General features: G+C 72.8%; 21 protein-coding genes and 3 tRNA genes. 13 read left to right on the top strand and 11 right to left on the bottom strand.

Annotated features, from left to right (window positions below; genetic code table 11):
- Positions 1-534 precede the first annotated feature (534 nt).
- The 4 genes from ACS04_RS33620 to ACS04_RS33605 all read right to left on the bottom strand — a co-directional run bounded on the left by ACS04_RS33620 (position 535) and on the right by ACS04_RS33605 (position 1839).
- A complete protein-coding gene (locus ACS04_RS33620) occupies positions 535-723 on the bottom strand; it encodes a hypothetical protein (protein ID WP_048480651.1) in 189 nt (62 codons plus the stop codon).
- 705 nt (positions 724-1428) lie between these two features.
- A tRNA-Ile gene (locus tag ACS04_RS33615) sits at positions 1429-1502 on the bottom strand.
- 186 nt (positions 1503-1688) lie between these two features.
- A tRNA-Asn gene (locus tag ACS04_RS33610) sits at positions 1689-1761 on the bottom strand.
- A gap of 5 nt (positions 1762-1766) precedes the next feature.
- Positions 1767-1839: transfer RNA gene (locus ACS04_RS33605), tRNA-Asn, on the bottom strand.
- A gap of 146 nt (positions 1840-1985) precedes the next feature.
- On the opposite strand from ACS04_RS33605, the gene ACS04_RS33600 reads away from it, so the two are divergent.
- The 4 genes from ACS04_RS33600 to ACS04_RS33585 all read left to right on the top strand — a co-directional run bounded on the left by ACS04_RS33600 (position 1986) and on the right by ACS04_RS33585 (position 7628).
- A complete protein-coding gene (locus ACS04_RS33600; protein ID WP_048480650.1) occupies positions 1986-2288 on the top strand; it encodes a hypothetical protein in 303 nt (100 codons plus the stop codon).
- Between the two features lie 72 nt (positions 2289-2360).
- The gene (locus ACS04_RS33595) at positions 2361-3815 is read left to right on the top strand and encodes an FGGY family carbohydrate kinase (RefSeq protein WP_048480649.1); all 1455 of its coding nucleotides are present in this window, start codon (positions 2361-2363) and stop codon (positions 3813-3815) included.
- 160 nt (positions 3816-3975) lie between these two features.
- Positions 3976-5709, top strand: coding sequence for an ABC transporter ATP-binding protein (locus ACS04_RS33590; protein WP_048480711.1), 1734 nt, complete (start codon positions 3976-3978; stop codon positions 5707-5709).
- Complete coding sequence (locus ACS04_RS33585) at positions 5706-7628, top strand: ABC transporter ATP-binding protein (protein ID WP_048480648.1); 1923 nt, start codon at positions 5706-5708, stop codon at positions 7626-7628. Before ACS04_RS33590 ends, ACS04_RS33585 begins: the two co-directional genes overlap by 4 nt.
- Before the next feature lie 70 nt (positions 7629-7698).
- Here the strand turns inward: ACS04_RS33585 and ACS04_RS33580 are convergent, their stop codons facing one another.
- From ACS04_RS33580 to ACS04_RS33565, 4 genes are all read right to left on the bottom strand, one after another.
- On the bottom strand, positions 7699-8844 hold the full coding sequence (locus tag ACS04_RS33580; RefSeq protein WP_245236682.1) for an RNA polymerase sigma factor: 1146 nt from the start codon (positions 8842-8844) through the stop codon (positions 7699-7701).
- A gap of 186 nt (positions 8845-9030) precedes the next feature.
- On the bottom strand, positions 9031-11112 hold the full coding sequence (locus tag ACS04_RS33575) for a molybdopterin oxidoreductase family protein (RefSeq protein ID WP_048480646.1): 2082 nt from the start codon (positions 11110-11112) through the stop codon (positions 9031-9033).
- A gap of 103 nt (positions 11113-11215) precedes the next feature.
- Entirely contained in the window at positions 11216-11980 is a 765-nt protein-coding gene (locus ACS04_RS33570; RefSeq protein WP_048480645.1) for an SDR family oxidoreductase, read from the bottom strand.
- Positions 11981-12042: 62 nt separating this feature from the next.
- Positions 12043-12699: a SanA/YdcF family protein gene (locus ACS04_RS33565; protein WP_048480710.1), complete on the bottom strand. Its 657-nt coding sequence runs from the start codon at positions 12697-12699 to the stop codon at positions 12043-12045.
- A 434-nt stretch (positions 12700-13133) separates the two neighbouring features.
- Here ACS04_RS33565 and ACS04_RS33560 point away from each other — a divergent pair, with 434 nt between their 5' ends.
- The 4 genes from ACS04_RS33560 (at position 13134) to dnaG (ending at position 18643) form a co-directional block, all read left to right on the top strand.
- Positions 13134-13907, top strand: a complete 774-nt coding sequence (locus tag ACS04_RS33560; protein ID WP_048480644.1) for a sirohydrochlorin chelatase — start codon at positions 13134-13136, stop codon at positions 13905-13907.
- Between the two features lie 73 nt (positions 13908-13980).
- On the top strand, positions 13981-15321 hold the full coding sequence (locus ACS04_RS33555; protein WP_048480643.1) for a deoxyguanosinetriphosphate triphosphohydrolase: 1341 nt from the start codon (positions 13981-13983) through the stop codon (positions 15319-15321).
- Between the two features lie 93 nt (positions 15322-15414).
- Positions 15415-16689, top strand: a complete 1275-nt coding sequence (locus ACS04_RS33550) for an NAD(P)/FAD-dependent oxidoreductase (RefSeq protein WP_048480642.1) — start codon at positions 15415-15417, stop codon at positions 16687-16689.
- Between the two features lie 34 nt (positions 16690-16723).
- Positions 16724-18643, top strand: a complete 1920-nt coding sequence (dnaG, locus tag ACS04_RS33545) for a DNA primase (protein WP_048480641.1) — start codon at positions 16724-16726, stop codon at positions 18641-18643.
- Between the two features lie 25 nt (positions 18644-18668).
- Here dnaG and ACS04_RS33540 read toward each other — a convergent pair whose 3' ends face one another.
- On the bottom strand, positions 18669-19148 hold the full coding sequence (locus ACS04_RS33540; RefSeq protein ID WP_048480640.1) for a gamma-glutamylcyclotransferase family protein: 480 nt from the start codon (positions 19146-19148) through the stop codon (positions 18669-18671).
- Positions 19145-19450: a divalent-cation tolerance protein CutA gene (gene cutA / locus ACS04_RS33535; RefSeq protein WP_398023468.1), complete on the bottom strand. Its 306-nt coding sequence runs from the start codon at positions 19448-19450 to the stop codon at positions 19145-19147. The genes ACS04_RS33540 and cutA overlap by 4 nt, the downstream gene beginning before the upstream one ends.
- 285 nt (positions 19451-19735) lie before the next feature.
- Here cutA and ACS04_RS33530 point away from each other — a divergent pair, with 285 nt between their 5' ends.
- The 4 genes from ACS04_RS33530 to ACS04_RS33515 all read left to right on the top strand — a co-directional run bounded on the left by ACS04_RS33530 (position 19736) and on the right by ACS04_RS33515 (position 23318).
- Positions 19736-20446 carry a hypothetical protein gene (locus tag ACS04_RS33530; protein ID WP_048480639.1) on the top strand — a complete coding sequence of 237 codons (711 nt, stop codon included), beginning with the start codon at positions 19736-19738 and terminating at the stop codon, positions 20444-20446.
- Positions 20443-21726 (top strand): sensor histidine kinase, encoded by a 1284-nt coding sequence (locus tag ACS04_RS33525; RefSeq protein ID WP_048480638.1) that lies wholly within the window; start codon positions 20443-20445, stop codon positions 21724-21726. Before ACS04_RS33530 ends, ACS04_RS33525 begins: the two co-directional genes overlap by 4 nt.
- Before the next feature lie 245 nt (positions 21727-21971).
- Positions 21972-22514: a hypothetical protein gene (locus ACS04_RS33520; protein ID WP_048480637.1), complete on the top strand. Its 543-nt coding sequence runs from the start codon at positions 21972-21974 to the stop codon at positions 22512-22514.
- 183 nt (positions 22515-22697) lie between these two features.
- Complete coding sequence (locus tag ACS04_RS33515; RefSeq protein ID WP_048480636.1) at positions 22698-23318, top strand: class F sortase; 621 nt, start codon at positions 22698-22700, stop codon at positions 23316-23318.
- Positions 23319-23358: 40 nt separating this feature from the next.
- On the opposite strand, the gene ACS04_RS33510 is transcribed toward ACS04_RS33515, so the two are convergent.
- Entirely contained in the window at positions 23359-24135 is a 777-nt protein-coding gene (locus ACS04_RS33510; protein WP_048480708.1) for a sulfite exporter TauE/SafE family protein, read from the bottom strand.
- Positions 24136-24408: 273 nt separating this feature from the next.
- Between ACS04_RS33510 and ACS04_RS33505 the strand changes: the two genes are divergently transcribed.
- Positions 24409-25722: an NAD(P)/FAD-dependent oxidoreductase gene (locus tag ACS04_RS33505; RefSeq protein WP_209441837.1), complete on the top strand. Its 1314-nt coding sequence runs from the start codon at positions 24409-24411 to the stop codon at positions 25720-25722.
- Position 25723 lies beyond the last annotated feature (1 nt).

Below are 25723 nucleotides of genomic sequence, written 5' to 3'. Positions count from 1 at the left end.
CGCAGCAGCAGTTACATCACACATGGGGCACAGGCATCACCGAGGACAGAACGTGAGGCCCGCAGAAGAAGCCGGTGCTCGAAGTGACGAAGCCCAAGCGGAAAGGCGTGATACGAATGCCTGCCGACCCACAGGAGACCGGGACTCAGAAGAATGTCCCGGCCGAAATTATCGCCGAGCTGGATGATGCTGAGGCGCGTCTTCGAGAGGTGAAAATCAAGGCCCGTCAAGTATTGGACAATGATCACTTCGAAGACGGGCACTGCCTCCGATGCTCGTGCCCTTGCTACAAACCGCCTCCCCCCCATCCGCCCCCGCATACAGACAAATGCTCTCGTGAACACTGCGGCCACCCGTACACATCGCACGAAATCGAATAGCCCCTGCCGCCACATACACAGCTCGAAACCATCCGGGGCAGGCCCCCAACTCTCGAGCGGCGGATTCGGCTTCCAACGCCAAGGGCTCGCCCGTGGCCGGCGGCCCGGCGGTGGGTGCGGGGGCATCCATCGTGAGGACGCAGCCCGAATTGACTCACGCCCCATCGCCTTCCCACTTGGAGCGTTCGTGCTCCTGGTTGCCCCGGTGCCTGGTGAGTACGTGGCCGGAGTGAGTGCTGGTGCTCATCGTGCGGACGCTGTCGACCTCGGGCTCTTCGCCGTAGAGGCGGTACGCGACTTCGACGAGCTGGGCCGAGATCCGCAGAACGGGGCTGCACTTCACCCAGCCTCGCCCTGCTCGCTGGCACCGGCATCAAGGTGGTCCAAGAGCGTCTCGGCCATAGCTCGCGGCAGATCACTCCAGACACCTGCACCAGCGTCCTGCCCGAACGGTTCCGGACCGAGGCCGAGTCGAAGGTCGCCGTCGTGCCTCGCGGCACGGAGGTCTCCTACACGGTCGAGAAGGCCCTAAAGATTTTCGCGCAGGACGTGGTGCTGCTGTTCGCCAGAGCGGCCGGCACTGGGCGCACGTCGCGGTGGGCCATTGACGTGCAGGCAGCCGCCGGCGGTGAGATCTTCGGCCGGATCCACACGGAGGCCCAAGCGGCTGAGCGGGCTGCCGAGGCAGCCGAGGCGTGGTTGCGGACGTGCTGTACGGAGCAGGGCTACGAGGCATCCGAACCTCACGGACAAGATCCCGGAGGACCAGAAGGCGCCCTTCGCAAAGATTCGCCTTGTGCTCGACCGCGCACCGGCCGGAAGTCGCCACGACGAGCCAGTGACTCGGCTCCCGGCAGGCACCCGCAAGGCTTCTTCCAGCACGGGAGGGACGCCTGTCCCCGCGTAGCCGCCCCCGCGTCCCCGCTGTGTCCCCACAGCGGCTTCAGAACGCGAAAGGCGGCCCCGAAGGGCCGCCAGCGGTCGCCGTAACAGCTCGCGTGACCAGGGAAACCCCTGGTCAGATCGTTTCTGCACACCTGATGTGCGGTGGGGCGGGTGGGACTCGAACCCACGGCCGACGGATTATGAGTCCGCTGCTCTAACCGGCTGAGCTACCGCCCCTTCACGGCGTGGCGCGTACATGTGTGCGCGCCGTCTGCCGCAGCATAGCCGCTCATACGATCTCCTGCCTCGGATGCCTCGCATGATCGGCTTCGCCTGCTCAGGGAGACCGTTCTGAGGGCTGCCCGGTTCCCGAACCGGGGCAAAAAGAAAGAGGACCCCGTCGTGAGGTCCTCTTCTTCCGTGCTCCCCCGACTGGACTCGAACCAGTAACCTGCCGGTTAACAGCCGGCTGCTCTGCCAATTGAGCTACAGGGGACTGCGCTCCCCCGACTGGACTCGAACCAGTAACCTGCCGGTTAACAGCCGGCTGCTCTGCCAATTGAGCTACAGGGGATTGCTGCGGTGCACCGAACAGCCCACCTCCGGCCTAGCCGGAGGGGCGAGCGCCCGTTGCGAGTCATAGATTAGCGCAAGCAGGGGGGTGCTCCGCCAATCGGTATCGGCAGCCGGCCGGGCACCACACGACGAAGGGTGGCAGGCATGCGGTACAAGGTCACGTTCGCGGTCGGACTGGCCCTCGGGTACGTCCTCGGAACCCGCGCGGGGCGCGAGCGTTACGAACAGCTGAAGAAGTCCGCGCGCGGGATCGCGCAGAACCCCGCGGTGCGCAACGCCGCCGAGAGCGCCGGGCAGACGGGGCGCGAGTACGCCGGGAAGGCCCTCGCCACCGTGAGCCACAAGGTGGGCGACGCGATGCCCGCCTCGCTGGCCGGACGGGTACGGGGCCTGCGCGACCGGGCCGGCGGCGGCGCCGAGGACGAATGGGGCACCAGCAACACCTGATACGCGGGACCGGGCGGGATCCGGCGCCTCCGGGCGGCGGATCCCGCCTCTGCGTGCGGCAGAATTCTCCGCATGGGGATAGTCGCCGGGCTGGACAGCTCTTCCGCCTTCACTCGTATCGTCGTCTGTGACACCGACACGGGTGCCGTGCTGCGCCAGGGGTACGCCCCGCATCCGCAGCCCGCGGGCGATCCCGAGAGCACCCACCCCCACGAGACCGACCCGCAGGCCTGGCTGCTCTCCCTCGGCGAGGCCGCCGGCGGCGGGCTCCTGGAAGGCGTGCAGGCCATCGGCGTCTCCGCGCAGCAGCACGGGCTGCTGCCGCTCGACCAGCAGGGCGCCCTCGTCCGTCCGGCCCTGATCGGCAACGACAAGCGCGGCCAGGTCGCCGCCGCCGACCTGATCGAGGCGCTGGGCGGACGGCAGGCCTGGGCCGAGGCCATCGGATCCGTACCGCACTCCGCGCAGCCGGTGGCGAAGCTGGCCTGGCTGGCCCGCAACGAGCCGGAGGCGGCCCGCCGGGTGGCCGTGCTGATGTCCGCGCACGACTGGCTGGTCTGGCAGTTGCTGGGCCGCCCGGCCCGGCGGACCACCGACCGGGGCGGTGCCTCGGGTACCGGGTACTGGTCGCCGGCCACCGGTTCGTACCGCCCCGACCTGGTCGAGCTGGCGCTCGGGCACATGGCGCTGCTGCCCGAGGTGCTCGGGCCGGCCGAGGCCGCCGGGATGACCCCGGAGGGGCTGCTGATCTCCGCGGGCACCGGGGAGACCATGGCCGCCGCGCTCGGGCTGGGCCTCGGCCCCGGCGACGCGGTGGTCTCGCTGGGCGCGTCCGGCTCGGTCATGGCCGTGCACCACGAGGCGCTGTCGGAGCCGGGCGGGCTGATCACCTCGCTGGCCGACGCCAGTGGCATGCACCTGCCGGTGGTGAACACCTCCAATGCCGTACGGGCGCTGCGCGGCACCGCCGAGCTGCTCGGCACCGATCTGGAGGGGCTGTCCGAGCTGGCGCTGAAGTCGACGCCGGGCGCGCACGGCCTCGTACTCCTGCCCTACCTGGAAGGTGAGCGGACGCCGAACCTGCCGCACACCGCCGGAACCCTCTCCGGGCTGCGGCGGGACTCGATGAAGCCGGAGCACCTGGCCCGGGCCGCGTTCGAGGGCATGCTGTGCGGGCTGGTCGACGCGCTGGACGTGCTGCGCTCGCGCGGGGTGGAGATCCGCAGGGTGTTCCTGCTGGGCGCGGCGGCCGAGCTGCCCGCCGTACAGGCCGCGGCTCCGGGGCTGTTCGGGACGCAGGTCGTCGTACCGGCGCCGGCCGACTACGCGGCGCTGGGCGCGGCGCGCCAGGCCGCGTGGGCGCTCGGGGTGCAGCAGGGCACGCTGGCCCCGCACACCCCGCCGGTGTGGCCGGGTCCGGCGGCGCAGGTTTTCGAGCCGGGCGAGGAGTACCCGGCCTGGCAGGCGGTGCGCCAGCAGTACATCGCGACGCGGGAGCAGATCCACCCGGGGGCCTTCCAGGGCTGAGCTCCGGGGGCGGTTCGGGCGCAGGGACTACTGCCGCTGGAGTAGGCCCGACGGCCGGTCTACTCCTTTTGACCGGCCTTTGCGAAAACCGGTGGGGATCGGCCGTGCGGTGGCCGAAGATGGAGTGAACCCCCTCGATCTTGCCGACCGGAGCCTGCGCGTGCTCATACGACTTCTGCGGACCCATCTGGGTCCGTACCGGAAACCGATCGCCCTGCTGGTCCTGCTGCAACTGCTGCAGACCAGTGCGAGCCTCTACCTGCCCACGCTGAACGCCGACATCATCGACAACGGTGTCGTCAGCGGCGACACCGGCTACATCCTGCGCTTCGGCGCCCTGATGCTCGGCGTCTCCCTCGTCCAGCTGGTGTGCAACTGCGGGGCCGTCTACTTCGGCGCCCGTACCGCCGCCGCCGTCGGCCGCGACATCCGCGCCTCGGTCTTCGACCGGGTGCAGAGCTTCTCCGCGCGCGAGCTCGGCCAGTTCGGCGCCCCCTCCCTGATCACGCGCACGACGAACGACGTGCAGCAGATCCAGATGCTGGTCCTGATGACCTTCACGCTGATGGTCTCTGCGCCGATCATGTGCATCGGCGGCATCGGCATGGCGCTCTCGCTCGACGTGAAGCTGTCGGGCGTGCTGCTGGCCGTGGTCCCCGTCCTCGGTCTGTCGGTCGGCACGATCGTGTTCAGGACGCGGCCGCTGTTCCGGAAGATGCAGGTCCGTCTGGACACCGTGAACCGCGTGCTGCGCGAGCAGATCACCGGCAACCGCGTGATCCGCGCCTTCATCCGCGACGACTACGAGAAGGACCGGTTCCGGGAGGCCAACGCCGACCTGACCGGGGTCTCCCTCGCGGCCGGCAAGCTGCTCGCGCTGATGTTCCCCACCGTCATCGTGGTCGTGAACATCTCCAGCGTCGCCGTCATCTGGTTCGGCGCGATGCGCATCGACAGCGGCGGCATGGAGATCGGCCAGCTGACGGCCTTCCTCGCCTACCTGATGCAGATCGTCATGTCCGTGATGATGGCCACCTTCATGTTCATGATGGTGCCGCGCGCCGAGGTCTGCGCCGAGCGCGTCCAGGAGGTCCTGGACACCGAGTCCAGCGTGGTCCCGCCCGTGGACCCCGTACGCAAGCTGCTCGCCCGCGGCCGCCTGGAGCTGCGCGGCGCCGACTTCCGCTACCCGGGCGCCGAGGCGCCGGTGCTGCGCGGGGTGGACCTGGTGGCCCGCCCCGGCGAGACCACCGCGGTCATCGGCTCCACGGGCAGCGGCAAGTCCACGCTGCTGGGCCTGGTCCCGCGGCTGTTCGACGCGACCGGCGGCGATGTGCTGGTCGACGGTGAGGACGTACGCCGCCTCGATCCGGAGCTGTTGGCCAAGACGGTCGGCATGGTGCCGCAGAAGCCGTACCTCTTCTCCGGAACCGTCGCCTCCAACCTGCGGTACGGGCGCCCCGACGCCACCGACGAGGAGCTGTGGCACGCGCTGGAGGTGGCGCAGGCCAAGGGCTTCGTCTCCGAGCTGGAGGGCGGTTTGGACGCGCCCATCACCCAGGGCGGCACCAATGTCTCCGGTGGCCAGCGCCAACGCCTGGCCATCGCCCGCACGCTGGTGCAGCGCCCGGAGATCTACCTGTTCGACGACTCCTTCTCGGCCCTCGACTACGCGACGGACGCGGCACTGCGCTCGGCGCTCTCCCGTGAGACGGAGGAGGCGACGGTGGTCATCGTCGCGCAGCGGGTCTCCACGATCCGCGACGCCGACCGGATCATCGTGCTGGACGAGGGCCAGGTCGTGGGCGAGGGACGCCACCACGAGCTGATGGCCGACAACGAGACCTACCGGGAGATCGTGCTCTCCCAGCTGACGGAGGCGGAGGCCGCATGAGCGGGCCCGGAGGACGGATGATGATGGGGCCGGCCGAGCGGTCCATGGACTTCAAGGGATCGGGCAAGCGGCTGCTGGGCCAGATCGCGCAGGACCGGGGCAGGCTCTGGGGCATGGTCGCCGCCGTCGTCGGCAGCGTCGGCTGCTCGGTCGTCGGTCCGAAGATCCTCGGCCAGGCCACCGACCTGGTGTTCGCGGGGATCATCGGCCGCCAGATGCCGGCCGGGATCACCAAGGAGCAGGCCCTGGACGGGCTGCGCGCCAAGGGCGAGGGCGGGATGGCGGACATGCTGTCCGGCACCGACTTCACCCCCGGCGAGGGCATCGACTTCGGTGCGGTCGGGGTCGTGGCGATCTGGGCGCTGGTGGTCTTCACCCTCGCCGGTCTGCTGATGCTGGTCGCGACGAGGCTGTCGAACCACATCATGAACGGCACCGTGTACCGGCTGCGCGAGGAGCTCCAGGGGAAGCTCTCGCGGCTGCCGCTGTCGTACTTCGACCGGCAGAAGCGCGGTGAGGTGCTGAGCCGGGCCACGAACGACATAGACAACATCGGGCAGACGCTCCAGCAGACGATGGGGCAGCTGCTCAACTCGCTGCTGACGATCGTCGGCGTACTGGCGATGATGTTCTGGATCTCCCCGCTGCTGGCGCTGGTCGCGCTGGTGACGATCCCGGTCTCGGTGTTCGTCGCGGCGAAGATCGGCAAGAAGTCGCAGCCGCAGTTCGTGGCGCAGTGGAAGTCGACGGGCGCGCTGAACGCGCACATCGAGGAGATGTACTCGGGCCACACGCTGGTCAAGGTGTTCGGCCGGCAGAAGGAGTCCGCGGCGGTCTTCGCCGAGCAGAACGAGGCGCTGTACCGGGCCTCGTTCAAGGCGCAGCTGGTCAGCGGGATCATGCAGCCGGTGATGTTCTTCATCTCGAACATCAACTACGTGCTGGTGGCGGTCGTCGGCGGTCTGCGGGTGGCCTCGGGCTCCCTGTCGATCGGTGACGTGCAGGCGTTCATCCAGTACTCGCGCCAGTTCTCGATGCCGCTGACGCAGGTCGCCTCGATGGCGAACCTGGTGCAGTCCGGGGTGGCCTCGGCGGAGCGGGTGTACGAGCTGCTCGACGCGCAGGAGCAGGAGCCGGACGCGGAGGTTCCGGAGCGTCCGGAGCAGATCCGCGGCCAGGTCACCCTCGACAAGGTGGCCTTCCGCTACGAGCCGGACAAGCCGCTGATCGAGAACCTGTCGCTGACGGTGGAGCCCGGCCACACGGTCGCGATCGTCGGCCCGACGGGCGCCGGCAAGACCACGCTGGTGAACCTGCTGATGCGGTTCTACGAGGTCACGGGCGGCGAGATCGCCCTGGACGGCGTGGACATCGCCAAGATGACCCGCGAGGAACTGCGCGGGGCCATCGGCATGGTGCTCCAGGACACCTGGCTGTTCGGCGGGACCATCGCCGAGAACATCGCCTACGGCGCGGCGCGCGAGGTCACGCGCGCCGAGATCGAGGAGGCGGCGCGGGCCGCCCACGCGGACCGGTTCATCCGCACCCTGCCGGACGGCTACGACACCGTGCTGGACGACGAGGGCGCGGGCGTGAGCGCCGGCGAGAAGCAGCTGATCACCATCGCCCGGGCGTTCCTCTCGGATCCGGTGATCCTGGTGCTCGACGAGGCGACGAGCTCGGTGGACACCCGTACCGAGGTGCTGATCCAGAAGGCGATGGCCCGCCTCGCGCACGGCCGTACGTCCTTCGTGATCGCGCACCGGCTGTCCACGATCCGCGACGCCGACGTGATCCTGGTGATGGAGAACGGCGCGATCGTGGAGCAGGGCACCCACGGGGAACTGCTGGACGCGGAGGGTGCGTACGCGCGCCTGTACGCCGCGCAGTTCGCGCAGGCGGTGGCCGAGGTCGACTAGCGCCGGGGTCGCGGTTCGGTGTGGGGTGCCCTCCGGAGGGGGCACCCCTTCTCCGTGTCCGTCTGCGTACTCAGTCCAGGTAGCCGCGGAGCTGGTCGGCGAAGGCGTGGTCGCGAAGCTTGTTGAGCGTCTTGGACTCGATCTGGCGGATGCGTTCGCGGGTCACGCCGAAGATCCGCCCTATCTCCTCCAGGGTGCGGGGCCGGCCGTCGGCCAGGCCGTAGCGCAGCTGCACGACCTTGCGCTCGCGCTCGCCGAGGGTGGAGAGCACCGCTTCCAGGTGCTCGCGGAGCAGGAAGAAGGCGGCGGACTCCATGGGCGAGGCGGCGTCCCCGTCCTCGATCAGATCGCCGAGGGCCACGTCGTCCTCCTCGCCGACCGGCGCGTGGAGCGAGACCGGTTCCTGGGCGAGGCGCAGCACTTCCAGGACCCGCTCGGGGGTCAGCTCCAGGTGGACGGCGACTTCCTCGGCGGTGGGCTCGTACCCGCGCTCCTGGAGCATGCGGCGCTGGACGCGCACGACGCGGTTGATCAGCTCCACGACGTGGACGGGCACGCGGATGGTGCGTGCCTGGTCGGCGAGGGCGCGCGACATCGCCTGCCGGATCCACCAGGTGGCGTAGGTCGAGAACTTGTAGCCGCGGGCGTAGTCGAATTTCTCAACGGCCCGGATCAGTCCGAGGTTCCCCTCCTGGACCAGGTCGAGCATGGTGAGCCCGCGGCCCACGTAGCGCTTGGCGACGGAGACGACGAGCCGCAGGTTCGACTCGATGAGGCGCCTCTTGGCCATCCGGCCCATCACGACCAGCTTGTCGAGGTCGAGGGCGAGGCCCAGGTCGAGGTCGGGGCTGTTGCCCAGCTTCTCCTCGGCGAACAGGCCGGCTTCGACGCGTCGCGCGAGTTCGACCTCCTCGGCGGCGGAGAGCAGCGGGATCCTGCCTATCTCGCGCAGGTACTGGCGGAACAGGTCGGCGGAGGGGCCGGCTCCGCCGGTGTCGGCGCGCCGCCGCGGCTCGGGCACCTGCTCGATGAGCTCCAGTACCTCGGGCTCTTCGGGCTCCTCGTCCACGGCCTCCACCTCGGGCTCCTCACGCGTGGTGGCCTCGGTGTCGTGGACGGGCGGGCTCGCGTTGACGGTCAGGATCCGGGTCTGCACGGGGGCGACCTCCAGGGCTCCGAGGACGGGGGCACCGGACCTCAGTGTGGGGTACGGCACATCGCTGCCACGAGGGGCGTGCGAGCACTTTCTGAGTCCGGTGCGTGACCGGATGGTTACCCGTCGCCGGTAATCCCGATGCGGACCGGACACATGTCCGAGAAGCCCGGCGCCGCGCGAACGCCCCCGGAACCCTGGGCCTGGGGGCGCTCGTGCCGGTGTACGGCGGCGGGACGTGACCGGCGCTCAGGCCGGCTCCACGCGGACCGCGCACACCTTGAACTCCGGCATCCGGGAGACCGGGTCGAGGGCCGGGTTGGTCAGGGTGTTGGCGCGGCCCTCGCCCGGCCAGTGGAAGGGCATGAAGACCGTGTCCGCGCGGATCGTGTCCGTGATGCGCGCCGGTGCCACGGCGCGGCCGCGGCGGGAGACGACCGCGAGCGGGGCCCCCTCGACCGCGCCGATACGGGTCGCCAGGCGCGGGTGGAGCTCCACGAAGGGGCCGGGGGCGGCCGCGTTGAGCTCGTCCACGCGGCGGGTCTGGGCGCCCGACTGGTACTGGGCGACGACGCGGCCGGTGGTGAGCAGCAGCGGGTACTCGGCGTCGGGGACCTCGCCGGCCTCGCGGTGGGTGACGGGTGCGAAGCGGGCCCGGCCGTCCTCGGTGGCGAAGCGGTCCAGGAACAGGCGCGGGGTACCGGCGTGGTCCTCGTCCGGGCAGGGCCAGAAGACGCCGTTCTCGGCTTCGATGCGGGCGTAGGAGATGCCCGAGTAGTCCGCCGGGCCGCCGGCGGAGGCGCGGCGGAGCTCCTCGAAGACTTCCTCGGGGTCGGTCGGGAAGCCCTTCCCGGTGCCGAGGCGGGTGGCCAGGTCGTGCAGGACGTCCAGGTCGGTACGGACACCCGGGGGCGGGGTCAGGGCCCGGCGGCGCAGCAGGACGCGGCCTTCGAGGCTGGTGGTGGTGCCGGTCTCCTCCGCCCACTGGGTGACCGGTAGGACCACGTCGGCGAGGGCGGCCGTCTCGGAGAGGACCACGTCCGCCACGGCCAGGAAGTCCAGGGAGCGGATGCGCTCTTCGACGTGGGCGGCGCGGGGGGCCGAGACCACCGGGTTGGACCCCATGAGGAGCAGGGCCTTCACCTCCGTGCCGAGGGCGTCGAGGAGTTCGTAGGCACTGCGGCCGGGGCCGGGCAGGCTCTCGGGGTCGACCCCCCAGACCTCGGCCACGTGCGCCCGCGCGGCCGGGTCGGTGAGCTTGCGGTAGCCGGGGAGCTGGTCGGCCTTCTGGCCGTGCTCGCGGCCGCCTTGGCCGTTGCCCTGGCCGGTGAGGCAGCCGTACCCGGACAGCGGGCGGCCGGCGCGGCCGGTGGCCAGGCAGAGGTTGATCCACGCGCCGACGGTGTCGGTGCCCTTGGACTGCTGCTCGGGCCCCCGGGCGGTCAGCACCATCGCGGAGGCCGGGTCACAGAACAGGGCGACCGCCTCGCGAAGTTTGGGGACGGGCACGCCGGTGATCCGCTCCACCAGCTCCGGCCAGTGCGCCATGGCCGCGGCGCGGGCCTGCGGCCAGCCGGTGGTGCGTCCGGCGATGAACTCCTCGTCGGTGCGCCCCTCGGCGACGACCAGGTGCAGCAGGCCCAAGGCCAGGGCGAGGTCCGTGCCGGGGCGGGGTGCCAGGTGCAGGTCGGCCTGGTCGGCGGTGCGGGTGCGGCGCGGGTCGACGACGATCAGCGTGCCGCCGTTCGCCTGGAGTTCGGTGAAGTAACGCAGGGCGGGGGGCATGGTCTCGGCGGGGTTGGAGCCGACGAGGATGACGCAGCCGGTCCGCGGGACGTCTTCCAGGGGGAAGGGCAGTCCGCGGTCCAGGCCGAAGGCCCGCTGGTGGGCGGCGGCGGCCGAGGACATGCAGAAGCGGCCGTTGTAGTCGATCTGCGAGGTGCGCAGGGCGACCCGGGCGAACTTGCCGAGCGCGTAGGCCTTTTCGTTGGTCAGCCCGCCGCCCCCGAACACCCCGACCGCGTCGGGTCCGTGCGTACGGCCCGTGCGGGCGAGGCCCTCGGCCACGGCGTCGAGCGCCTCCTCCCAGGTGGCCGGCTCCAGCCGTCCGGTGGCGTGGGTGCGGACGAGCGGCCCGGTCAGGCGCACCCGGGAGGAGAGCACGGCGGGGGCGGTCCGCCCCTTGCCGCACAGCGCCCCCCGGTTCACGGGGAAATCGGCCCGCTCCTCCACCACCACGCCCGCGCCACCCGGCAGGGGGCGGAGATTCATCCCGCACTGCAGCGCGCAGTACGGGCAGTGCGTGGCGGTGGCGGAATCCGGGGTGCGCATACGGCCCAGCCTGCGCCGCCGGTGTTACGCAGGCGGCCGCCTCCGGTTACGCCTCCCGTACGGGCGCCTCAGCGCGGCCGCCGCCGCCCGGTGAGGACCGGCGCTACCGCACGCCGGGGTTCGGTATCGGCGGGCCCGCCGTCCAGCCGCCGTCCACGGCCAGCTCGGCGCCCGTCATGTACGCGGCGGCGTCGGAGAGGAGGAAGGCGACGGCCGCGGCCGTCTCCTCCGGGGCACCGACGCGGCCCAGCGGGGCGCCGGGGAACCCGCCCTCGCCGGCCCGGATGCCGATCGGAGCGGTCATCGGGGTCAGCGTCATGCCCGGGTGCACCGAGTTGACGCGGATCCCCGCCTCGGCGAGCTCGACCGCGCCGATCTTCGACAGGCCGCGCACGCCCCACTTGGAGGCTCCGTACCCGGCGGTGAGCGCCAGGCCCATGAGCCCGGCCGCCGAGGAGATGTTGACGATGGAGCCGCCGCCGCTCGCCCGCAGCAGCGGTATCGCGGTCTTGATGCCGATGAAGGTGCCGACCAGGTTGATCTCGACGACCTGCCGGAAGTGCTCGACGCTCTCGTGCTCCAGGAGCTGCCCGGTGGCTATGCCGGCGTTGTTCACCAGGCCGTCGATCCGCCCGAACTCGGCCACTGCGTGGTCGAGGGCGGCCTGCCAGTCGGCCTCGCTCGTGACGTCGTGCCGCAGGAACCGCGCCGCGCCGCCCAGCTTCTCGGCCGTCGAGGCGCCCTCCGCCTCCAGCACGTCGGTGATGAGCACGCTGCCGCCCCCGTCCACGACGGCCCGCGCGGCCGCCGCGCCCAGCCCGCGCGCTCCCCCGGTGATGACGACGGTCTTGCCGGTCAGATCCACCACAGCCATGGTCCACACCCCTGACGAAGCCATATGACTAATCGGCATACCCGGCCGACGGTGCGTCAGTCTGCCAGAGCGGCCAGGACCCGCGACACCCCCTGCTCCTTCGGCCCCAGGAAGCGCGGATCCGGCTTGAAGGCCGCGTCCAGAGCGGCCTTGCCCGCCGCGAACACCTCCCGCGTGCCGCCGTAGTACCAGGTCGCGTCGTGCTCGTCGTCCACCCCGACGCCGTACGCATCCAGCCCCGCCGCGCCGCACAGCGCGACGGCCCGGCGTATGTGGAAGCCCTGGCTGATCAGCACGGCCCGCTCCACCCCGAAGATCTCCTTGGCCCGGATGCAGGAGTCCCACGTGTCGAACCCGGCGTAGTCGCTGACGACGCGCTCGTCCGGCACCCCGTGCGCCGTCAGGTACGTCCGCATCGCGTCGGGCTCGTCGTACTCGGTGCGGCCGTTGTCCCCGGTGACGAGCACGACTTTGACCTTGCCCGTGCGGTACAGCTCCACCGCCGCGTCGAGCCGTCGGGCCAGGTACGGGGTCGGCCGGCCGTTCCACAGCCCCGCCCCGAAGACCATCGCCACCTCGGCGGCCGGAGCGTCGGCCGTGCTCCGCAACCGGTCCGCGGCCGCCGCGTGCGTCCAGGCCGAGGGCAGCAGGAACAGCACGCACGCGGCCACCACCGCCCGGACGGCCCGCCGCCGCCCCGCCACCGTCCTCATCCAGCCCGGCGACGGCTTCCGCTCCCCCGCCGGCTTTCGCCGACCCGCCGGCTTCCGCTCCCCCTCCGGCTTCCGCTCTCCGGCCGGCCCCCACATCCGCTTCATGTCGATCCCCCCGTTGCGCCACACCTCGTTCGCACACATTGACGATCTACGCCCGGGTCACAGTTCCCCGGCCCCCGCCTTTCACTCGTACGAATGAGCGGGTGAGCCGCCGGTAAAGACCCGTCACCCCTGCGCAACGCCACCGACATCTGCGGCCCGCAGGATCGGTGCATGACGGAGCTGGTGCACCCTCCCGAGTCCCTGTCCCTCCCTCTTCCCCCCGCCACCGCCACGGAGCTGCTGACCCGGATCACCGCCCAACTCGGCACACAGCTCAGCGGTCTGCGCCCCTGGTGCCCGGCGGGGGGCCGGTCCGACGGAGCCCCCTCATGCGTCCCACCCTCGTCGCCGTCGCCCACGGCAGCCGCGACCCCCGTGCCCTCCCCGCCGCCTCGGCCCTCCTCGACCGGATCCGCGAGCTCCGCCCCCGCCTCGACGTCCGGCTCGGCCACATCGAGCTGAACCGGCCGCTGCTCGGCGAGGCCCTCCGGGAGGCGACCGGCGCGGCCGTCCTCGTGCCGCTGCTCCTCGGCCGCGGCCACCACGTCAAGCGCGACCTCCCCGCGGCCGCCGCCCGCGCCACCCACCTCGACACCCGCGTCGCCGCCCCGCTCGGCCCGCACCCGCTGTTGGTGGAGGCCCTGTACGAGCGACTCCTGGAGGCCGGCTGGGTCCCCGGGGCCGGCACCGCCGTCGTCCTCGCCGCCGCCGGCTCCCGCGACCCCGAAGCGGCGGCCGACACCCGCCGCACCGCCGTCCTGCTCTCCGAACGCCTCGGCGGCGCACCCGTCGTACCGGCCTACGCCTCCGCCGCCGTCCCCACCGTCCCCGACGCCGTCCGCGCCCTCGCCGCCCGCGGCCACCACCGGATCGCGGTGGCCTCGTACTTCACCGCCCCCGGCCGCTTCGCCGCCCAGTGCGCCGCGTCCGCGCCCGGCCCCGCGTCCGCGCCGCTCGGCGACCACCCGGCCCTGGCCCGCCTGGTACTGCGGCGCTACGACGAGGCGCTGGCCCGGCAGCGCACCTCCCCGCCCTCCCCGCCCTCCCCGCCCTCCCCGCTCTCCCCGCTCTCCGCGACCGCCCTCGAACCGGCCACGGCGTAAGACCCCGCCCGCGCGAATTGCTCAGATTGATCGCATTGTCGGTGTTCCCGGTTACCGTCTGAGCATGGAAGGCATGGAACGCACCGGTACCGCACCCGCCCCGCACCCCGACCCGGACGCCCCCGGCGCCCCGTACGACGCGTCCGACACCGAGCGCTGGGCCGCCGAGCCCGACAAACGGCCCGGCCGGACCGCCTTCCAGCGCGACCGGGCCCGCGTACTGCACTCCGCCGCGCTGCGCCGCCTCGCCGGGAAGACCCAGGTGGTCACCCCCGGCAGCCGCTCGTACGACTGGGACGCCAGCCCCCGGACCCGGCTGACGCACTCCCTGGAGTGCGCCCAGGTCGGCCGCGAGCTCGGCGCGGCCCTCGGCTGCGATCCCGACCTGGTCGAGGCCGCCTGCCTCTCGCACGACATGGGCCACCCGCCCTTCGGCCACAACGGCGAGGAGGCGCTGAACGAGTTCGCCAAGGACTGCGGCGGCTTCGAGGGCAACGCCCAGTCGCTGCGCCTGCTGACCCGCCTGGAGCCGAAGCGGTTCGTGCCCGACCCGGCCACCGGCGAGCTCGTCAGCGTCGGCCTCAACCTCACCCGGGCCTGTCTGGACGCCGCCACGAAGTACCCCTGGGCCCGCGGCGGCCACCCCACCGATCCCGACTCGGTCAAGTTCGGCGCGTACGAGGACGACCTGCCGGTCTTCGAGTGGCTGCGGCGCGGCGCGCCCGCGGACCGCAAGTGCTTCGAGGCGCAGGTGATGGACTGGTCGGACGACGTGGCCTACTCCGTCCACGACTTCGAGGACGGACTGCACGCCGGGCACCTCGACCCGAACCTCCTCTTCGCCGAGCCCGAGCGCACGGCCATCTGGCAGGTCGCGATCGGCCGGTACGTGCCGGCCGACACCGGGCCCGAGGAGCTGCGCGAGGCCCTCGACCGGCTGATGGAGCAGGAGTGGTGGCCCCACGGGTACGACGGTTCGGCCGTGGCCCAGGCCCGCCTCAAGGACGCCACCAGCCAGCTGATCGGCCGGTTCTGCCTGGCCGCCGAGGGCGCCACCCGCGAGGCGTACGGCTCCGGCCGGCTGACCCGGTACGCGGCGGAGCTGGTCGTCCCGCGCGAGGCGCGCAACGAGTGCGCGGTCCTCAAGGCGGTGGCCGACCTGTACGTGATGCAGCGCGACGAGCAGGAGCGGCTCCGCGCCGACCAGCGCATCGTCCTGGCCGAACTCGCCGAGGCCCTCAGCGCCCGCGCCCCCGAGGGGCTGGACCCGCAGTTCCGGGCGATCTTCGACGAGGCGCCCGACGACAGAGCGCGCAAACGGGCGGTCATCGACCAGATCGCGGCGCTCACGGACGCCTCCGCGCGCTCCCTGCACGCCCGGCTCACACGGCGCGCGCGCCGTGCGGTCGGGTGAGCCGATCGGGCCATTCCCCCTTCACGCGGCAGGCTCAGTGCGGGACGCTCGCATGTGGTCGCATGTGGCGGAGAGGTTATGAGGAGGCATCAGGTGGTCGACGCACACCGGACATTCGTCATCGTCGGCGCAGGGCTCGCCGGGGCCAAAGCGGCGGAGACGCTGAGGTCCGAGGGGTTCACGGGGCGGGTGATCCTGGTCGGCGACGAGCGCGACCATCCCTACGAACGGCCCCCGCTCTCCAAGGGGTACCTGCAGGGCAAGGAGGAGCGCGACAGCGTCTTCGTCCACGAGCCGTCGTGGTACGCGAAGGCCGACATCGAGCTGCACCTCGGCCAGCCCGCGGTCCAGCTGGACCGGGAGGCCCGCAAGATCGTCCTCGGTGACGGCACGGCGCTGCACTACGACAAGCTGCTGCTGGCCACCGGGGCCGAGCCGCGCCGCCTCGACATCCCGGGCACGGGCCTGGTCGGGGTGCACCACCTGCGCCGGCTCGCGCACGCCGAGCGGCTGAAGGGCGTACTGGCCACCCTCGGCCGGGACAACGGCCACCTGCTGATCGCGGGCGCCGGGTGGATCGGCCTGGAGGTCGCCGCCGCGGCCCGCGCGTACGGGGCCGAGGTCACCGTGGTCGAGCCGCTGGCCACGCCGCTGCACGCGGTGCTCGGCCCGGAGATCGGCCGCCTCTTCGGTGACCTGCACGCGGAACACGGGGTCCGCTTCCACTTCGGGGCGCGGCTCACCGAGATCGTCGGGCACGACGGCATGGTGCTCGCGGCCCGCACCGACGACGGGGAGGAACATCCGGCGCACGCCGTGCTCGCGGCGATCGGGGCGGCGCCGCGGACGGCCCTCGCCGAGACCTCCGGGCTCGCGCTGGTCGACCGCCAGCACGGCGGCGGCATCGCGGTGGACGCCTCGCTGCGCACCAGCGATCCGAACGTGTTCGCCGTCGGGGACGTGGCCGCCGCGCACCACCCGCTGCTCGGGACCCGGCTGCGGGTCGAGCACTGGGCGAATGCCCTCAACGGGGGCCCGGCCGCGGCGCGGGCGATGCTGGGCCAGGAGGTCTCGTACGACCGGGTGCCGTACTTCTTCTCCGACCAGTACGACGTGGGTCTGGAGTACTCGGGCTACGCCCCGGCGGGCGGCTACGACCAGGTGCTGATCCGCGGGGACGTGGCCAAGCGGGAGTTCATCGCGTTCTGGCTGTCGGACGGGCGGGTGCTCGCCGGAATGAACGTGAATGTGTGGGATGTCACCGAACACATCCAGGCCCTGATCCGGTCGAAGACCCCGGTCGACCGCGAGGCCTTGGCGGACCCGTCCATTCCGCTGGACTCCCTGGTGGGGGCGGAGGGGGCCTGACGGGTTTGCGGGCGCCCGGCCGTAGACTTCACGGGTGGCAGGACGGATCAACGACGACGATGTGAAGGCGGTACGGGACGCGGTCCCGATCGACGCCGTGGTCTCCGACTACCTCCAGCTGCGCAACGCGGGCGGCGGCAACCTCAAGGGCCTGTGTCCCTTCCACGACGAGAAGTCCCCGTCCTTCCAGGTCAGCCCCAGCAAGGGTCTCTACCACTGCTTCGGCTGCCAGGCGGGCGGGGACACCCTCGACTTCATCATGAAGATCGACCACCTCTCCTTCTCGGAGGCCGTCGAGCGCCTGGCCGGGCAGGCCGGCATCACCCTCCGGTACGAGGAGGGCGGGTACACCGCCGGCACCAGCGGGCGTGGCGAGCGCATCCGGCTGGTCGAGGCGCACAAGGCCGCCGCCCAGTTCTACGTCGAGCAGCTGGGCAGCGCCGAGGCCGAGATCGGCCGCAGGTTCCTCGCGGAGCGCGGCTTCGACCAGGCGGCGGCCGAGCACTTCAGCGTCGGGTACAGCCCGGCCGGCTGGGACCACCTGACCCGCTTCCTGCGCGGCAAGGGCTTCAGCGACAAGGAGCTGATCACCTCCGGCCTGGCCCAGGACAGCCGCAGCGGCAAGCCCATCGACCGCTTCCGCGGCCGGCTGATGTGGCCGATCCGCGACATCAGCGGCGAGGTGGTCGGCTTCGGCGCGCGCAAGCTGCGCGACGACGACAACGGGCCGAAGTACCTGAACACCCCCGAGACGGCGATCTACAAGAAGTCCCAGGTGCTGTACGGCATCGACCTGGCGAAGAAGGAGATCGCGAAGACCTCGCGGGCCGTGGTGGTCGAGGGCTACACGGACGTGATGGCCTGCCACATGGCCGGGGTCACCACCGCGATCGCGACCTGCGGCACCGCCTTCGGCGGCGACCACATCAAGATCCTGCGCCGCCTGCTGATGGACAACGCGACGGCCGAGGTGATCTTCACCTTCGACGGGGACGCGGCCGGCCAGAAGGCCGCGCTCCGCGCCTTCGAGGACGACCAGAAGTTCGCCGCCGAGACCTCCATCACCATCGCCCCCGGCGGCATGGACCCGTGCGACCTGCGCCTGGCGCAGGGGGACGCGGCGGTGGCGGGGCTGGTGGAGGCCCGTACCCCGCTGTTCGAGTTCGCGCTGCGGCACATCGTGGCCCGCCACAACCTGGAGAACCCGGCGGGCCGGGCGGCCGCGCTGGACGAGGCGGCCCCGGTCGTCGCCAACATCAAGAACATCGCGATCCAGCACGAGTCGGCGGTCCAGCTCGCCGGGATGCTCGGCATCCGCGACGAGCAGTTCGTCGTCAAGCGGGTCGCGCAGCTGGCGCGCTGGGCGCGGGAGCGGGGCGGCCAGGGCGGCGGGCAGCAGCAGGGCCGCGGCCGGCCCTCGCCGTCGGCCCCGTACGAGGCGGCTCCCGCGCCGAGCGCCCCCGCGGGCGGCGGACCCGCGCTGAACCTGCGCAGCCCCGCGCACCGCACCGAGCGCGAGCTGCTCAAGCTGGCGCTCCAGCGGCCGGCCCTGGTCTCGCCGGCCTTCGACGCGTACGGGGTCGACGAGTTCACGGCCCCGCCGTACGCGGCGGTCCGCGAGGCCATCCAGTCCGCGGGCGGCGCCTCCCTGGGCACCGACGACTACCTGGCCCGGGTCCGCGACGCCGCGCCGAACGACACGGTCCGCGCGCTGGTCACCGAGCTGGCGGTCGAGGCCATCCACGCCAAGACCGTGGACGAGGTGTACGCCGGGGTCCAGCTGGTCCAGGTCCGGCTGCGCGCGGTCGACCGCCGGGTCCACGAGATCCAGGGCACCATGTCGCGCCTGGGCACCCAGGCCCCGCCGGAGCAGCTCGCGGCGGTCCAGGAGGAGCTCTGGACCCTCCAGCAGTACGGGCAGCGCCTGCGCAACCGCGGCGCCGAGGGACTCTGAAGCCGGGGCCTCCACCACAAGGCCTCTACAGCGAGGGCCTCCACAACGAGGGCCTCTCCAGGCCGTCGGCCCGCTGACCTCGCGGCCACCCCCGGCGGAACCAGTCGCCGCCCGGTATCTCGGTGCCGGACGCGCGCAGCTTGCGGGCCAGCAGCGGGGCGGCCAGGTAGACCCAGGCGGCGGTCCGGGTGCCGTCGGGGCGCAGCGCGTCGCGGCGGACCCGGTCGTAGACGTTCAGCGGCCGGTCGGGGCCGTGGTACTCCTCCAGCCGGTCCAGTTCGGCCAGCAGCGTCCCGTACGCGCCGGGGGCCGCGGTGACCAGCTCGCCGACGATCTCCGACCCCGGGTGCGGGACCGCGTACGGGTAGCCGGGGCCGTCGTACAGGAGGGCGTCCGGCAGCCGGGCGGGCTCCTCGGCGGCCGTGCGGCCCCGCAGGAACAGGTCGTGGTTGACCGCGCCCGGGCGCAGGGTCCCGTACACGAAGAAGGGGAGTTCGGCGGTCATCCGGCCTTCACCTCGGCGGCGACCCATGCCAGGTAGCGTTCGCTCCCCCGCACCACGGGGGTGGCGATGATCTCCGGTGTGTCGTACGGGTGGTCGGCGGTCAGCCGGGCCTCCAGGGCCGGGTAGGCGGCCTCCGTGGTCTTGAACAGGACCTGCCACTCCTGCGAGGTCTCCAGCGCGTCCCGCCAGTGGTGGACGGAGGTCACCGGCCCGTTGATCTGCGCGCAGGCGGCCAGCCGCTCCTCCACCGCGGTGCGGGCGAGCGCCGCGGCCTCCTCCGCCGAGTCGACCGTGGTCAGCACGGTCAGGACGGTCGCCTCGGCGGGCGCCGGATCCTGCGACGGGCGCGACGGGCGCTGCGGAGGCTGCGGAGGCTGCGAGTGCGACGGGTGTGGCGGCTGCGGCCGATCGGCTGATGTCACGGGGCCCTCCCTCGGATACGCCGGACAGCACACGGTCCGGGACTTTGGTCCCGATTCTGCCGGTGCCCCTCCACCGTACGCACCGCTGTTACACAACCTCGCGTTGCCCGTGACCGTCGCGGACTACCGTCGTTCCGTCCCGGCTCAGAACCCCTTTGGCTCCTCATGACGCGACCCACCCGCCCCCTCGCCGCCGCCCTCCTGTGCGCCGTCCTCTGCGCGCTCGCCGTCGGCGGCTGCTCCGCACCCGGCGGGCTGGGGACCGGCGAGCCCGCACCGCCCGTATCGGCCCAGCTGCGGCCCGAGTCGCTCTGGCCGCTGTGGACCGACCGGTCCGTCTCGGGGCCGGGCACCTCGGTCGGCACCCGGGAGCTCCCGCCGCAGCCGTTGGAGAACGCGCCCGAGGTGGGGCCCGGCGGGCTCCCCGCGGTGAACGTGCAGGACGTCGTACGCGCCGACCAGCAGATGAAGGCGTTCGCGGACAAGGGCTGGATCAGCGCGCCCGGCAAGGTCGGGATGCGCCCGCCCGTCTTCCGCGACCTCACCGGCGACGGGGACCGGGACCTGATCGTCGCGGCCGACGCCGAGACGGGCCGCACCGCGCTGACCGTCTACACCGCCCGAGCGAACCGGATCGTCCCCATCCTCTTCACCGTCGGCCGCCGGCTGGCCGCCGAGACGATCGGCGGCGACCTCCTGCTGCGCACCGCCGCCGCCGACGGCTCCGAACAGGCGGTCCGCTACCACTGGGACGGCGAGCGGATGCGGGTGGTCAGCGACGAGCGGCGCTACAGCAAGTCGGTGCCGGGCTGCGCCGGCGACCTGGCCACCCCGCAGCCGAAGCGCACCGACACGTACGGCCGGGTGTGCGAATGAGGCCCGCTCTGGTCCGCTGCCGCCACCTCCTGCGGGCCCTCGGCCTGCGCTGGAAGATCTCGATCCTGCTCGCGGTCGGCTGCTCGCTGGTCGCCGTGACCATCGGCGTACTGATCCACCAGGCGCGGGCGCAGCAGGTGGGCGACGGCGCCCGGGAGGGCGCGCTCGCACAGCTGATCCGCGTACGCCAGGTGTACGAGCTGACCGGGCGGCTGGACGAGGACAAGGTCGGCGAGGCCGACGCGCGGATCGACTGCCCGCAGCTGCCGGGGCCGCTGCGCCGGGCGGCCCTGGCGGGTCAGCGCACCACCTATCTGGACCTGGACGGGCCGGATCCGGCGGTGTGGGCGGCCCGGCCGGTCGGCGGGGACCACGTGCTCCACGTGCTGTCCGTCCGCCGGTCGTTGGCCGCCGAGCAGGCCGAACTGGTCGAGCTGGACCAGCAGCTGGCGGCCTCGGGTGCCGGGGTCGTGACGCTCGCGGCGCTCGGCGGCGCGCTGATGGCGAGCCGGCTGAGCAAGGACCTGCGGACGGCCGCCGAGACGGCCCGCCGGATCAGCGAGGGCGAACTGGACGCGCGGATCGGGGGCTCCGGCGTGCCGGGGAGCCGCAACGAGGTCGCCGAGCTGTCCTCGGCGGTCGACACGATGGCGGCCAGCCTCCAGCAGCGGCTGGAAGCGGAGCAGCGGTTCACGGCGGACGTGGCGCACGAGCTGCGGACCCCGCTGACGGGGCTGCACACCGCGGCCGAGCTGCTGCCGGCGGGGCGGCCCACGGAGCTGGTGCGGGACCGGGTCGCGGCGCTGCGGGCGCTTACCGAGGACCTGCTGGAGGTGGCGCGGCTGGATGCGTGCCGGGAGGAGGCGCAGCTCGGGGCGCACGCGCTCGGCCCGCTGGTGGCGGCCATCACGCAGCGGTCGGGGGTGACGGCGCGGGTGCTCGGCGCGGACAGCCCGGAGATGGTCCGCACCGACGTCCGGCGCCTGGAGCGGATCCTGACGAACCTGCTGGTAAACGCCCGTCGGCATGGCGTGGGGCCGGTCACGGTGACGGTCTGCGGGAACGCGGTGACGGTACGGGACCACGGTCCGGGCTTCCCCGTGAAGCTGCTGCGCGAGGGGCCGCAGCGGTTCCTGACGGGCGCGGCCGAGCGGGGGCAGGGGACGGGGCTGGGCCTGACGATCGCGTTCGGTCAGGCGCAGGTGATCGGGGCGCGGGTGACGCTGTCGAACCCGGCTCCGGCGGGGGCGGCGGCGACGGTGACACTGCCCGCCGCGTGAGCCGCGAGCCGGGACGGGACGGGACTGCCCGGCGGTGTCCGCGCGGTCCCGCCCGTCCGCGCCGCCCGGAACACGCTGCCGGCCCTGCCTCACCCGGACGGCGCGACTCCCCCCGATGGCCGCATTCGAGGTCGTGACCTGCGGAAACGGCACCGGTGCGGCTGGACCTGACGAAACATCAGCAGGCGAGTTGCGGCCGGGCCGGGTTTGCTCGGGATCACGACCCCGTGTCTCCAGGAGCCTCCATGCGCCGACGCACCGCCCACGTGCTCACCGCCACCGCGCTCACCGCCGCCGCGTTCACGGGCCCGGTCGCCGGGGCGGTCGCCGCCGCGGAGCTCGGTACGGCGGGTTTCGCGCCCGGCGACTTCGCGAAGCTCGAAGTCTGGCCGAAAAACGCCGTTCCCGGGGCCAGTGTCACCGTAAACACCACCGCCTGCGGCGTCGGCGGCCACGCCGACGGAGATGCCACCACGGTCGGCGGTGGCCGTTTCAAGCTGGTCCCCGGCACCCATAAAGAAGTGGTCATCGGACAATTCCAAATCGCCCGCGGCATTCGCCCGGGCACGTACAGCATTGGCGCGACCTGCGCCGACGGGAAATACGCCACCGGCGATCTCGTCGTCACCGAACGCGGCCCCAAGGGCCACGTCCGTACCGGGGTGGGTGGCGGTACGACCACCACCGTCGACCCCACCAAGATCACGGCGGGAGCGGTCGTGCTGGCCGCGGCCGCCGTGGGCGGTACCTGGCTCCTGCGTCGCCGGGCGAGCGGCACGCGGAGCTGACGGGCGCCCACCGCGGCTGCGGCCGCGGTCCGACCGGTACCGTCCCCCGTCGCCCGCCCCGCGAGGTCCCCCCGTTCGCGGGGCGGGCGACGGCCTGCCGACCGGAGGGCCGCCGCGCGGGGAGACGCCGTGCCAGGCCCGCCACACGGAACACGGACCGGAACTCACCGCCAGGGGGCACCCATGGGCAGAGGCCAGGCCGGCCGCGGCGGACTCGTCGCGCTCGCCGCCTGCGTCGGCGTCTGGCTCGTCGGCAGCGGCTCCAGCCAGTCGATCGGACCCCCGCTGCCCTCCCCCGCCGACGCACTGGGCACACAGGGGCACTATCCCGGCAGTATCGACCCGCTCCCCGGATCCCCGCCGAGCCGGATCAGGATCCCCTCCATCCGGGTCGACGCGCCGCTGACCGGGCTGGGCCTCGGCCCCGACGGGAGCATCGAGGTACCGCCGCCCGCCCGCCGCGACCTGGCGGGGTGGTACCGGGACGGCACCACCCCCGGAGCGGTCGGCACGGCCGTCGTCGTGGGCCACGTCGACCACGCGACCGGCCCCTCCGTCTTCTACCACCTGGGCGCACTGCACCGCGGAGCCTCGATCGAGGTGCCGCGCGCGGACGGGCGTACCGCCGTGTTCACCGTCCACGCGGTCGAGGTGTACGAAGCCGACCGCTTCCCCGACTCCCGCGTGTACGGGCCCTCACCGCGCGCCGAGCTCCGGGTCATCACCTGCGGAGGGGGTTTCTCGCCCCGCACCGGCTACCAGGGCAACGTGGTCGTCTTCGCCCACCTCACCGGCACCTATTGAGGGGTCCGCTGAGGCTGTCCGGCTGTCCGGCACCGACCGGTCAGCCCCACTGCTCCAGACCGAGCTTGATCACGAGTGCGCCCACCACCGTCAGCAGCACGCCGCGCACGAACCCGCTGCCCTTCTTCAGCGCCATCCGGGCTCCGACCATGCCGCCCGCCAGGTTGAACGCCGCCATCAGCGCGGCCAGCTGCCACAGCACCATGCCCTGGTACGCGAACATCGCGAGCGCCCCGGCGTTCGTGCAGCAGTTGACGATCTTGGCGGTCGCGGAGGCCCTCACCAGGTCGAGGTGGAGCAGCGCGGTCAGGGCGAGCACCAGGAAGGTGCCGGTGCCGGGCCCGATGAGACCGTCGTAGAATCCGATGCCGAGGCCGGCGAGCCCGATGGCGAGCAGCACCCGCTGCCGGCTGACGGGCGCGGCCGAGGGGGCGGTGCCGAAGCCCGGCTTGAAGATCACGATGCCCGCGACGACCACGAGCACGCCCATGATGAGCGGTCGCATGGTGTCCTTGCTGATCCCGCCGGCCAGCGCGGCGCCGCCCATGGAGCCGGCGAGCGCGGCGAGGCCGATCCGGACGGCGAGCTTCACGTCCACCGGCGCCTTGCGCACGTACGTCACCGCCGCGCCCGCGGTGCCGACGATGGCCACGGCCTTGTTGGTGCCGAGCACGGCGGCGGGCTGGGCGTTCGGCAGGCCGAGGAGCAGGGCGGGCAGGAGCAGCAGTCCGCCGCCGCCCACCACGGCGTCGATCCAGCCGGCCGCGGCGGCGGCCACGCACAGCACGATGATCATGGTCGTTGATATGTCAGGCACGGTCACGACCCTATGGAGCCGATGGGTGCACGGCCCATCGATCCCCTGAAAGTTGCGCAAAGGTTGAGCTTTGCCGGGCCACGGCCACGAGCGGCGGGGGCGGGGGACGGCACCGGGGGCGCCGGCCGGCACGGACCGGGACGGGGAGACCGGTCCCCGGGCCACACCCGAGGGGACGCCTCACCGCCCCCTGACCCGGGCGCTGAGGTACGCGTTCCGTCCGGGTAACAGCGGCGATGCGGCGGGGAAACAGCGGACGCGGACGCTCGTCCCATGACCTCGGAACAGCAGCGTGTGGTGGTGATCGGCGCAGGCCTCGCGGGCCTGCGGCTCGCCGCCCGGCTGGGCGCGGGTACGGGTGCCGACACGGGTAGGCGGGTGACCGTCCTCGGCGAGGAGCGGCACGCCCCGTACAACCGGGTCCTGTTGGCTGAGGTGCTGGCCGGCCGGTACGCACCGGGGGTGACCGCCCTCCCGGACCCCGGCCCGGCGCTGCGGCGGGGCGTGCGGGCGGTCCGCGTCGACCGCGCCGACCGGACGGTCCACTGCGACGACGGCAGCGCGGAGCGGTACGACGCGCTGGTCCTGGCCACGGGCTCGAACGCGGTCCTCCCGCCGCTGCGCGGGCTGTTCGAGCCGCGAGGGCGGGAACTGCCCGACGGGGTCCACGCGTTCCGCACCATGGACGACTGCCTCGCGCTGTCGGCCGCGGTGGCCGTACGGTCCGGGGTGCGCGCGGTGGTGATCGGCGGCGGCCTCCTCGGTGTCAGCGCGGCCCGCGCCCTGGCCGAGCGCGGCGCCCAGGTGGTGCTGGCCCAGCAGGGCGAGCGCCTGATGGAGCGCCAGCTGGATGCGGACGCCTCGGCGCTGCTGCACGCCCATCTGACCGCGCTCGGCATCGAGATCCACACCCGGTGCCGGGTGCGCGGCCTGAGGACCACGCGCGGCCCCGCGGGCGGGCGGCGCGTCGACGGCGTCGAGTTCGCCGACGGGTACCGGCTCGATGCCGAGGTCGTCGTACTCGCCTGCGGCGTGCGCCCGCGCACGGGTCTCGCGCTCGCCGCGGGGCTCGACGTACGCACCGGGATCGTCGTGGACGACCGGCTGCGCACCTCCGACCCCCTGGTGCACGCCATCGGCGACTGCGCCGAGCACGCCGGCCGGGTGTACGGCCTCGCGGGCCCGGCGCTGGACCAGGCCGACGCCTTGGCGCGACAGCTGGGCGGCGCCACCGCCCCCGGCTACACCGGAACCCGCGCCCTCACCCGCCTCACCCTCACCACCCCGGCCGCAAGCACGACCACCTCAGGCACCGCCACCTCAGGCACCGCCACCGCCACCTCAGGCACCGCCACCCTCGACCTCGCAGTCTTCGGCGAGACCACCGCGCTGCCCGGCGACGACGTGGTCAGCCTCGCCGACGCCACCCGCCGGACCTACCGGAAGGTCGTCGTGCGCGGCGACCGCCTCGTCGGCGGGGTCCTGCTCGGTGAACTCTCCACCGTGGGCGCCCTCGCCCGCAGCTGGCAGGACGCCGAGACCCTGACCGACCTGTCCCACCTGCTCACCGACGACGGAGGCTCCTGAT

Source organism: Streptomyces roseus, from assembly GCF_001044425.1.
In the GTDB taxonomy this organism is placed as follows: Bacteria; Actinomycetota; Actinomycetes; order Streptomycetales; family Streptomycetaceae; genus Streptomyces; species Streptomyces roseus.
Note: the sequence above shows the minus strand (reverse complement) of the source record. Positions and strands in the feature narration are given on the sequence as shown.